Origin of the sequence: Metamycoplasma alkalescens, assembly GCF_900476125.1 — a bacterium.
Lineage (GTDB): Bacteria > Bacillota_I > Bacilli_A > Mycoplasmatales > Metamycoplasmataceae > Metamycoplasma > Metamycoplasma alkalescens.
Genome location: NZ_LS991949.1, coordinates 538,888 through 550,943 on the forward strand (window position 1 = coordinate 538,888; position 12,056 = coordinate 550,943).

9 protein-coding genes are annotated in these 12,056 nt (G+C 25.9%); 3 read left to right on the plus strand and 6 right to left on the minus strand.

Annotated elements, in window-relative coordinates; all coding sequences use genetic code 4:
* The first annotated feature begins 327 nt into the window (after positions 1-327).
* Positions 328-1,599, plus strand: a complete 1,272-nt coding sequence (locus D2845_RS02365) for a BspA family leucine-rich repeat surface protein (RefSeq protein ID WP_117275973.1) — start codon at positions 328-330, stop codon at positions 1,597-1,599.
* 128 nt (positions 1,600-1,727) lie between these two features.
* Positions 1,728-2,741, plus strand: coding sequence for an IS30 family transposase (locus D2845_RS02370; RefSeq protein ID WP_117275960.1), 1,014 nt, complete (start codon positions 1,728-1,730; stop codon positions 2,739-2,741).
* 454 nt (positions 2,742-3,195) lie between these two features.
* Here the strand turns inward: D2845_RS02370 and D2845_RS02375 are convergent, their stop codons facing one another.
* Entirely contained in the window at positions 3,196-4,866 is a 1,671-nt protein-coding gene (locus D2845_RS02375; protein WP_110858467.1) for an APC family permease, read from the minus strand.
* A gap of 183 nt (positions 4,867-5,049) precedes the next feature.
* Here D2845_RS02375 and D2845_RS02380 point away from each other — a divergent pair, with 183 nt between their 5' ends.
* Positions 5,050-5,580: a cysteine hydrolase family protein gene (locus D2845_RS02380; protein ID WP_110858468.1), complete on the plus strand. Its 531-nt coding sequence runs from the start codon at positions 5,050-5,052 to the stop codon at positions 5,578-5,580.
* Between the two features lie 60 nt (positions 5,581-5,640).
* On the opposite strand, the gene D2845_RS02385 is transcribed toward D2845_RS02380, so the two are convergent.
* The 5 genes from D2845_RS02385 to D2845_RS06600 form a co-directional block, all read right to left on the minus strand.
* A complete protein-coding gene (locus D2845_RS02385; RefSeq protein WP_231992761.1) occupies positions 5,641-6,564 on the minus strand; it encodes a DHH family phosphoesterase in 924 nt (307 codons plus the stop codon).
* Positions 6,548-8,743, minus strand: a complete 2,196-nt coding sequence (locus tag D2845_RS06595; protein ID WP_110858478.1) for a PhnE/PtxC family ABC transporter permease — start codon at positions 8,741-8,743, stop codon at positions 6,548-6,550. Before D2845_RS06595 ends, D2845_RS02385 begins: the two co-directional genes overlap by 17 nt.
* The gene (gene phnC / locus D2845_RS02395; RefSeq protein WP_110858470.1) at positions 8,724-9,635 is read right to left on the minus strand and encodes a phosphonate ABC transporter ATP-binding protein; all 912 of its coding nucleotides are present in this window, start codon (positions 9,633-9,635) and stop codon (positions 8,724-8,726) included. The genes D2845_RS06595 and phnC overlap by 20 nt, the downstream gene beginning before the upstream one ends.
* A 16-nt stretch (positions 9,636-9,651) precedes the next feature.
* A complete protein-coding gene (locus tag D2845_RS02400; RefSeq protein ID WP_110858471.1) occupies positions 9,652-10,959 on the minus strand; it encodes a type 2 periplasmic-binding domain-containing protein in 1,308 nt (435 codons plus the stop codon).
* Positions 10,960-11,139: 180 nt separating this feature from the next.
* Complete coding sequence (locus D2845_RS06600) at positions 11,140-12,051, minus strand: primosome protein (protein ID WP_110858472.1); 912 nt, start codon at positions 12,049-12,051, stop codon at positions 11,140-11,142.
* Positions 12,052-12,056: the final 5 nt, after the last annotated feature.

Consider the following 12,056-nt stretch of genomic DNA (forward strand, 5'->3'; position numbering starts at 1 on the left):
ATTTGGGGTTATTTTCTTTAATTTTTCCACTCAAAGATTAAAGGAATAAATCCCATAATTCCTTAGAAAAATACTTTATTATAATGCTTGATTGCCAATAATTTTTTATTTACATTTTATAAAATAAAAAGTTAAATTTTAGTCTCTTAGTCATTTCATTTTTTCATTATTATTTTTTCAAAAAAAATTAAAAATCAAAAGAAAATAAAGTATTAATTTTAAAATATCATCATCGGGTGAGAATTTATTTTTTTAAGGAATATTAATTTTTTTAATTTAGAAGTTTAAACAATAAAAATAAAAAATATAGAGAGTTTTAATAAAAATATGAAAAAAATATTAAGTATTTTAAGTTCACTAGGGATCGTTGCATCATCTTCTGCTTTAGTTGTTTCATGCATCAACCCAAGTCAAGAAAAAGTTGCATCACAAGTGCAAGAAATTTGAAATAAAGATTTCAAAAACAAAGTAACTAGTGCAAAAAATTATTCAATGCTTGTTGAAGAAATTAAAAAACAAATCACAAGACCAGATTCAAAATCTTTAATTAAATTAGCTGATCAAAGTAAATTAAGAGAAAGACCTAAAAAAGGTGTACCAAATCAAAAACTTGAATTAAGTGTTGGAAAAGTTAAATTAACTTTAGAATTTGGTGATGTTAAAGAAGGAAAACAAGCTACAAAATATGTAGATGAACATGGTCAAATTAAAGAAACATTTGATAAAGACTTGGAAAATCACAAAATAAAAAAAATAGTTCAAATAGGTTATTATGAACACGAAGATAATCATGATGGTAATAAACTTCACATAAGAGCAGTTCCATTACCAAAAATAATTGAAGAAGTACCTGCTGAATTACCAAAGGAAATTACTTCTACTAGATCAATGTTTTATGGTACAGAAACATTCAATCAGGATATCTCTGGATGGGATACATCCAATTTAGAGACTATTGATCAAATGTTTATGGATTCTAAAAAATTCAACATAGATATATCTAAATGAAATGTTTCAAATGTTAGAATTCTAGATTATGCATTTTCTGAAACAGAAGCATTTAACCAAGATTTATCAAAATGAGATGTGAGCAATGTTACATCAATGGAAAGAGTTTTCCAAAAAGCCAAAGTATTTAATAACGGAAATAAACCTTTAACATGAAATGAAAAAACTAAAAATGTTAAAAACATGAATAGTTTATTCAATCATGCTTACAAATTCAATCAAGATATCTCTGGATGAGATGTATCAAGTGTAACAAATATGGAACAATTATTTACTGCTGCATTTGAATTTAACCAAGACCTATCAAAATGAAATGTTAAAAATGTTAAGAATATGAGAAATATGTTTTATTCAGCTCATAAATTCAATCAAGATATCTCTGGATGAGACACTTCTAATGTAGAAGATATGGGAAATATGTTTTTAGATGCTAAAGCATTTAATCAAAATATCTCAGATTGAAAAACTACAAAAGTTAAAAAATGAGATGCATTTGATCATGAATCAAATAATGAATGGAAAAAAGAACATAAACCAAAAGTATGACAAGAAAAATCGGATGCAAAGAATAAACAAATAAAGAAAAAATAATAAATATTTTGCTTAATTATAAATTCAAGTGCAACACAATAAAGATATAAAATATAGTTGTGGACACTTGAATTTTTATTTTTAAAAATAAGAAAAAAAGTCCCGCCTGAGATAAAGGAACTTTCAATATGAATTATAACAAAAATAATAAATATAAACATATAAATGAAGTTGAAAGATCTTATATAAAATTTGAGCTTAATCGTAATAAATCAATACGTTCAATTGCAAAAAAATTAGATAGAAGTCCTTCAACAATTATGCGAGAAATAAAAAGAAACACAAGCTTAGGAACTTATGACCCCATTGTAGCAAACATTAAGGCTAAAAAACGTCATAGACATAAATATTATTTTAGATTTTTGTTGCCGAATAAATTTGATAAATTTACAGAATTATTCAAAAATAAATATGACAAAAAATACTATGGTGTGAAAGCTACATTACATGAGATAAAAAAGGATCCAAATATAAATTGTCCTTCATTAAGAACGATATACAACTGAATAAATAAAAATCTTTGAGTTATCAAAAGAAAAGATAGATTAAGAAAATGATATAAAAAGGGCGGAAAAAGAACTACATCAGTTATAAAAAGATTGGTTAATTCAGCAGATTACGTTTTTCCAATATGAACAAGACCAAAAAAAATTGATTTAAGAAAAGAATTTGGACACTGAGAAGCTGATCTTGTATTGGGTAAAAAATCAAATGGATATTACAATGTTTTAACACTTACAGAAAGAAAAACAAGAATCGGATTCGCAATAAAAGTTCGTTCAAAATCTGGATTTGTAATAAATTCAAGTCTTAAAAATCTAATTCAAGATAACAATTTATTTGTCAAAAGCATAACCATAGATAATGGTATTGAATTTGAAAAAATTGGTTTATTAGCTAAGTGGTTAGACATAAAAATATATCGTGCAGAACCATATGCATCATTCCAACGAGGTAGTAATGAACATTGAAATGGGATTTTAAGAAGAGAATTTAAAAAGGGGTTTGATTTTAATGAAATAACCCAAGAAGAATTAGAAAAAATAGTTTTCAAAATCAACAATATGCCAAGAGAAATATTAAACTGATTAACACCTTTGGAGTTGTTTAAAAAAGAAAATAGTAATGACTTTATATTATAAAAATTTACTTATTTAAAATTGATAAAATCAAACTAAAAAAAATAATAACTGACTAATGTCAGTTTTTTGAGTATTCCAAATTTTAGTTTTAATAATAAAACTCTTTAAATTGAATTTAGATTCAAAAAAATAATAAATATTTTTTCACTTTAAACAAAAAAATAAGTTATAGAAACATTTAATTTATAATAAAAAAAGCAAATGCAACAGTGTTGCACTTGAACTTTTCATTTAGGAAAATAATAAATATTTTTTCATTTTAAACAAAAAAATAAGTTATAGAAACATTTAATTTATAATAAAAAAAGCAAATGCAACAGTGTTGCACTTGAACTTTTCATTTAGGATAACCTAGATAATAGGTTTTATTATTTTTTTTAATTAAATTAAATAAAAAAATCAACTGGTAGCCACTTATTTGTAGCATTCCAGTCGACAATTAATTAAATTTTAATTAACGTGCTGTTTCAAATGATTTTAGAACTAATTCATTTAATTCTTGTGCTTCTCTAATGTTTGCAATTTTTTCTTCATCCATGATGCTTGTTTCACTTAGAGTATTTTCTAATTTAACTTTTCTTGATAAAGCCACTTTCTTTTCAAGCGGAGTTAAAGCAAACATAATGATTAAGTACACTACAAATAAACCTGAAGTTGCAGCATAACCAATAATTTCTGTTTTTGCTTTTTGGTTAATTGACAATCCTAATGATATGAATGGATCAATCATTTTGAATAATAATGTCAACATTACAAGTATAACTGCAACACTTCCAGCTCATATTGTATGTTTGTTCTTTTCAACAGCAATAAAGTTTTTCTTTCTATTTTCTAAAACACCAACAATTGCCATTGCAATAAATGCAAATGCGAATACTGCCATTCAGTCTGCCATTAGATCTGAGAATGATAGCAATTTAGCAATATTTTGTCCATAGTCACCGTCTGTACCTGCTCATGTAGTTTCAGCATAAGCATATGCACCAATAATTGTTAAGATTAATGATAGTGGTACTGATAAAATTAAACAGAATAATGTTCCAACAATTGGAATATTACTATTCTTCATGTATCTATAAACCTTCGCAGGAATATAAATTTCACCTTCCTTAACTAGATCTTCAACAAAACGTGTTGCTCACATTGAAAATCCATTAAGAACACCAAGAATACCAATTGCAATAAATAGATTAATTACACCAAATGCTCATCCATGACCCTTATTCTTCAATAAGTCACCAAAGTCATTAAATCCACCTGATTTTGCACCCAATGACATTGCCAATGCAATAACGATGTAAATAATTGTCATTGATAACAATCCAACAAATAATGCTGCAGGAGTTTTTTCTGGGTTTTTCATTTCTGATTGAATTCCAGCTGATACATAGACACCATCAAAAGCAAAGAAAATTCCTGCTAGTGATCCAAAAATACCTAAAACTGGTGTTAAACCTAAAAATGATGTTGAATTCTTTTTAAATAATTCATCAATTGTAATAGGTTTTCAGAATTGTTGACCTTCTTGAATACGTTGTGCAAAGAAGATAAATCCAACTACAACAATCGCAACTAATGGGATAAACTTAACTGATGTAATAATTAAGTTTTGAATATTACCAGCACGGCTACTTAAACCAGCTGAAAATAACATTCATACTGTTAAAGCCAATCCAATAGCAAAATAGAATCAAGGAGCACCAGCAGACACACTACCAAAGTTTGATGGACCTCCAAAAACTATAACTGCATCTTGAAATTGAACAATTACATAGTAAGGCATAAAGAAGTATGTAAGTGGTAGATATAAATAAGTCATAAAGAACTTATTCGCTTTGTAGATTGCTAAGGTATTAAATGCCTTAGATCAACCAATCATACCTAAGTTATCATTACGCCCCGAAGCTACTTCAACTAGGGCTAAAGCCAAGGTAATAACAGCAAATCCTGCTATTAATCAAACCGCAATAGCTAAGGCAATATTTCCGGCTGAGTTTTCTAAAACACTCTTTGCCCGTAGGAATATACCAACACCAATTGTAGAACCAATAACAACTAAGATTGCCGCAAAGAAACCTATTTTTTTCTTAGGGTTCGAAGTAACAACCATTTGTTCTTCGGCCATAATATTTCCTTTCAGATAAATATAAAATAAAATTTGAAATTAGATACACCAGGATTTACTATGAATAAATTTATGAATAGATTAGATGTATCCAATAAAATTATATTATATTAGTAGTTCAAATGTTAAAATTGTTCTATTGATTGAAGTAATTCAATAAATCTATTCAAGGAGTGAATAAAAATGCAAAAAATAATCTTTGTAATTGATATGTTAAATGGCTTTTGTAATCAAGGAAAATTAGCAAGTAAACATATTAAAAAATTAGTTCCAAGTATTGAGAAATTTCTTTCTAAAAATCAAGATGAAGAAATTATATTTATTTGTGATCAGCACTCAATGAATGATATTGAAATGAAATCATATCCAATACATTGTCTAAAGAATACAAAAGAAGCAGAAATTGTTGATGAATTAAAATTTTTTGCAAAAAAAATCATTGGAAAAAATACAACAAATTCATTTTTTGCTTTTGAGAATAAAGACTTTCTTGAACAATATGAGAGATTTGAAATTGTTGGTTGTTGTACTGATATTTGTATCTTACAATTTGCAATTAATTTAAAAACATATTTTAATAAAAAAAATCTTGATAAAGAAATTATTGTTTATAAGAACTTAGTTGATACATTTAATACTAAAAAACACAACCGTAAACACTTCAATAAATTTGCTTTAAAACTGATGCAAAATAGTGGAATTATTATCAATTAAAAAACAAAAAATTAGTTGCTTTTTAAACATTTATTAAGCAACTAATTTTTTGTTTTTTAATTATTTTTTCGTATTAATATATTTTAAAATTGCATCCAAATTAGATAGATCTTTTTGAATAAATCCTGCTGAATTAAAATGTCCACCACCCAAAAAATATGCAGCAATTTTTGAAACATCATAATTAGTTTTTGATCGAATTTCACAGCGATAATCATTTTCTTTTCTTTTTAAAAAAACTAAAGAAATTTCAGTACTTGACATCTCAGTGAATTTTGCAACTAAAGGTCTAGCAAGATCATTTGAAACAACTTCATTGACAACTAAATAAGAAACAATTCCATTGCTTTTAATATTTTTAATGGCATTGAATATAAAATCATTTTCTTCTTGATTAAGTTGCATTTTTTTAAGTAATTGATTATAAGCAAGATTATTTTCCAATAAATACTGCATACATTCAAATGTTTCAGCATTAACATTTCTTTCTTTAAAAAATTCCGTGTCAGTAATAATCGCAACAGCTAATGCTTCAACGACTTTTTTATTTACTTGAAGATTTAAATCTTTTGCTAATTTTGCAACAATTTGTCCTGTTGCTGGTCAAAAATCACCACCGATTTCAAACAATCATTCATTTTCACAATGATGATGGTCGATTTTTAGTGCTTCTTTGGAAATGACACGTTGATCAAAAATTCTTTTAATTGTTGAAGTATCAACAACAATTTTCAAAGATTCATTAAAAAATGAATCATCAACTAAACCAATTTTTTCATCTTCTTCTAAAAAAACTAAATTTCTTGGATAATCTCCACCCGATATTTTTACTTCTTTATTTTTTGTATTTAAAAGGATTAAATTTTTAAGTGCAACGGCTGAACCTAAAGTATCACCATCAGGTTCAATATGTGTACATAAAGTAATTTTTTTAGCTTTTTCAATATATCTTCAAAATTCAATAAATTTATCTTTCAATTGCATATTTTCTTCCTTTTCTAGCATGGGTTTCAAAATATTTATCAATTGCAATTTCACCTGCTTTTTTGGCAATCTTATTCTTTATAAATCAGTTTTTATAATGATCTAGATTTTTTAATGTTTGTTTGTAAATTTTCTTGTATAAGACTGATATTTGTTGATGAATCTCTTTAATTTTATTTGAATATTTTTTTAAATAAACTTGATTTTTTTCTTTTAATTTAATTAAGTTTTCTTGATTTGGCAGCTTATTAGTTTGCTTATAATATTTATAAAGATATAATTTATCAAATTGATGTTTTGCAAGCATATATTTCGCATGACGAAGGTCATTTTGAAATTCTTCTTGATTCAAATTGCATAAAGCTAAAGATTTAATTAATGTTTGCTTTTTAGTTTTCTTTTTAAATCAAATGTCTGGATTAAAGAAATAACCCGTCATTAATTTTGAACGCACAAGATTTGAAATTTGTTCTAAAAGTAAGAGAATAGCAACTGTGAAAATTAAATATGATGATAACTTATCTCAATGCGCTGTATCTGTTGAATATGTAGTAATTTGAAACCCAAATTCACTTGCTCCGACAGCACCAATTACAACTGTACTTTTAAAATTAATTTCAATTCGATACAAGAAATTCGATAGTGCTTGTGGAAGAATTGATTTAATAACAACAAATTTAATTTTTTGCAGTCAATTAGCTCCCGATGCATCTAATGCTTGAAGTGTCTTGTTTGGGATTTTTTCAGTTGATTCCATAACTAATTTTCCAAGCATTCCAATTGAATGTATTCCTAATGCTAAAACTGCAACAAAAAGTTTTGAATCTTTTGAAAGTATCAAAAACAATGAAGCAAGTGTAAAGGCTGGAATTGCACGAATCACAATGATAATTAATTTAAAGGGATACGAAAAATGTTTTGTAATATTTTTTGCTGCTAAAATTCCTAAAATTAAAGCAAAAAACAATCCAACAATTGCGGAAGAAATTGCAACTAAAAGTGCTTGTAATCCAAGTGGTATAACACTTGTTTTTGCCGCATGCCAACTTCCCCCAAATAAACTTCAATCTGGACTAAATAATTTCTTAATTCCTTCATTAAATTGTGAAATCTTTGTTTCATTACCAATTGATCATTCAATCTGGGTCAATGATGCTAATAATAATGAAGCAACCAAAACAATAATAAATATTTTAAATAAATAAATTTTTGATTTTTGTGATTTTAATTGCTCAAGTTGTTTAGCATATGGTAATGTTTCATCAATTTTAGGATGTTTTTGTGAATAATCTAAAATATATTTTTTAATTAAAAAATTAAGTGATTCAATTGCTATCATTGCAGCTATTAAAACTCATAAAACAATTGACATATGTGAAAAATTATCCTCAGTTGCATATTGATCAGATAAAAGTTGACCAATTGTTCCAATTCCAACAATTGACAAAATTGCTGCAAATCTAATTACCATTTCAAATGAATAAAAACCATAAGAAATAATTCTTTTAATTAAGTAAGGAAAAATTGAACTTTTAAATGCTAAGGTTTTAGTATTTCCAATTGCAATTGCTGCCTGATAGGATTTCATATCATAAGTATCTAAATCTTCATATAATCATTTCGTCATTAAGGAAGAGACAAAAATCGTTATTGAAAATGTTGCTGCCAAGCTTTTTGAAAATAAAAAGAAGAAAATAAATGCAAATACCACAGGTGGAACTGCTCTTATGATTGACATTATGATTCTAAAAGGTAAATAAATAAATTTATTTTTAATAAAATTTTTTGAACTTAGTAAAGCTAAAGGAACAGAAATTAAAATTCCAAAAAATGTTCCCAATATTGAATATGAAATTGTAACTCACAAAAAATCTAAACTTCGTAAAAATGTTTCATATGGTGTAAATTCTGAAGCACCAATATGAACATTTTTATTTAGTTCAAAAAATTTACCAATTTGCACTCAAAATTCTTTTCAATTTTGAAAATCAGGTTTAATTGCTGTTAACATCACAACAACGAAAATAAAAATTATTAATCCACCAAAAATTTTTAGTCAAGGAAATTTTTTTGTAACTTTTTGGTTATCAATATCAATAAACTTAGGATTAAAGTAATTAACAAAAGATTGGGCAAAAAACTTTGATTTTGTTTCAAAATTAATTTCTTTGTTCATCATTAATTTTCAAATCACTTATTTTTTGAGCAATATTTTTTTGAATAAGTTCCCTTTTTCTTTTATTTTCCTTAAATTGCTCTTCATCAAATTGTTCAAGTTTTTTACCATAAATTTCTTTTAATTGTTCTAAATTAACCTTATCTCAGGAGTCATCAAAAACAATTTTTCCTTTTTTAACCCCAATAATTCGATCAGCGTATTGAAGTGCTAAATCAACGTGGTGCAAATTAGCTAAAATGGTAATTTTTTCTAATTTGTTCGCAATCAAGAATCCATCCATAACACTTTTTGCCATGATTGGATCAAGTGCACCAACTGGTTCATCAGCCAAAATAATTTTGGGTTTTTGTGCCAGTGTTCTTGCTAAAGCTACACGTTGCATTTGTCCACCACTTAAATCTTTTGCTAAGTCATATGCATTTTCTAAAATATTAACTTTTGCTAAACTTTCATATGCTAAATTTATATCTTTTTTGCTGTATAACCCAAAAAATGCCCGAAATTTGTTCATTTGTGGCAATCGTGCCGATAAAACATTTTGCATAACACTAATATTTTCAACTAAATTGTAATTTTGGAAAATGATTCCAATTTTGGTGCGAAATTGACGAAGTTTTTTTGCTTTTAATGCATTAACATCATATGGACCAACACTTAATTTTCCTGACGATATATCATGAATTTTATTGACGGTTTTAATCAATGTTGTTTTACCTGCTCCTGATAATCCAATAATTGCAACAAATTCACCTTGTTTAATTGAGAGGTTAATATCATCCAACCCTTTTGTACCATTTGGATATGTTTTTGAAACATTTTCTCATTTAATATCTCAATAATCATTTGTTTTTTTGAGATTTCTTTGCTTTTTTAATTCTTGATATTTTTTCATAATAAAACCTTAAAAATTATTTAAGAAATGATTTAAAACCAATGAAATGTTTTTTAAACCACTCTTCTGGATAAACAAATGTTGCTGCTGAAGTTGTTGAAGTATAACCATAAACAATATGCTTACTTACTTCATCTCAATTTAGTTTTCAATCTGAGCCTTGTTCATCAAGTGCTTTTTTAATGATTTTATAAATTTCTGTTTCCTTATTAACATAAATATATGAACGATAATATCCAACTTTTGGTAACTCATTTTCACTGATTAAAGTGTCAATATGGTTTTTTAATTCTTTAGAGTATCCTTCAGTATTTTCTTGTATATTTTTTGTTTTTTCTTTATCAATATGTAAACTACCTACCCTACTATCTTTATTAAAGTTCTTGTAGTTATTATGTGCATCAACTAAGAGTTTTTCATCATTAAATTTCGGTGTTGAAGGATTAGATACACTTTGATATGGATCAATAATTTGAACATTTCTTCCAGCTTGCAAAATAAAACTTGAATCCACTCCTAATCTTGCTCATGCATCGATTGGTAAAAATGCAATATCAATTGATCCTGCTTTTAATGCAGATGCTGCTGAATTATAATCACTTGAAACTGAAATTTGAATATTTGATATTCCCTTAGATTTAATATATTTTTCAAGTTTTTCAGTTGCTTTAGTTACTAGTGCTGCATCTGATGAAGGAATAAATTGAATTTTTAAAATCCTTTTAGCATCAATAACTGAAAAAGTTTTTTTTGTAATATCATATTTAAAATATTCATTTCCTTCTGCTGGGGTGTTTTTATAAGCTTTTTTTGTATCTCCTTTAGTATTAAATGAGATATTTGCATCAAAACTAACTTTTGAGTATCCATCATGATTATAAACTTGAAAAACTGATTTAAGTTTATTATCCTTTTTATCAATAAGTGTCAAATCTCCTTCAGAATTTTCCTTCTTTTTTAATTTTTCATCTTTTTGTTCATAAGATTTTTTAATTGCTTCAATTAAAAGTTCTTGAATTGCTTCGATATCACCTTTTTTTAAATCTTTTCTTGCTTGGATACCATCATTTGAAATCAATGTTGTGGCTCCAACCGCAACTAATTTATCTTGGTCTTGACCAGCATGATATCTTGCATCAGCTCAAGAACCAGCCACCGTAATTGTTTTATTTGCTAATTTTTGCATTAAATCAGCATAACTACTTGTTTTGATACTCATTGCTGCACTTTTTTGACATTTAGCCGATATTAAACCAAATGCAATTGATAGGGTAGAAATTCCTAATAATAATGAAATTACTTTTCGCTTTTTTTGAATTTTCATATTCTTTCCTTACTTTCTTAAAATTACAATTTAGTTATATAAAAATAACTTACGCTAATTATATTGAAAACCAAAAAATATAACCAAAAAGAAAGCAAAAAAAGTGCTTTTTTTAAGCACTTTTTGCTAATTTTTTGCAATTTTTTTTAAGCCACAAAATTATACTAAATTTAAGTTTTTTTAATTGATAATAATCTTTTTAAAGTTATTAAAAATAATTTCTTTAAATAAATTTTCTAAATCATTTTCATTGTTTTCTTTTGAATAATAATAACTTGACAAAAATTTTGTTTTTGTTGAAACAATGTCTCTTGATGAAGAAATTAGTGTCGGCATGTTTTTTGATTGTCTTGTTTCAAAAATATTAATTAAAAGATCCAAAAATCATTGTGGTTTAACACCTAGAGTTAAATTTGTTATAAATAAAATTTCAACACGATTTAAATATCACATAATTGATTTTTTTTCTTCAGGGTTTGCTGAAATATAATTATACAAATCATTTGCAGTTAAATAAGCAACACTCTTATTAAACTTAATTGCATTTAAAGAAGCAATGTATTTAAAAATGTTATTTGCAAACATATTTTTTTTATCTAAAAAACAAATATTGCATTGAAAAATATTTTTTGAAACAATATCCTCAAGAATTTTTTTGATTTCTAATGATTTTTTTGTCTCGATCAATGTTGCAAAGTAATCAATTAATGATTTTTTGAATAATGAAAATATTTTTAATGAAGCTTTTGTATTAAAATACTTTTGAATTATTGGATCTAATTCAGTAACAGAAGTTAATCAAAAATTTTCAATTTTTTTGTATTTGACATAATTTTCATCATCACTATAATCTTCCGCTAAAAAATCATAAGCATCAACACATAATTTATAATTTGGTTCTTTATTATTTTTTAGTACAAAATCATGGTAACGTTGCAATATTCCCATGCCTTTTTGGATTTGATATTCATTTAAATTAAGTCTTTTGATTTCATTTTGAATAAAATCTTTTGATAATACTTCTTCTTTTAGTTTCTTAGCATCTAATTTGTTATCAAAAGAAAATATTGAATTCAAAATTTTTTTATCCATCTTAT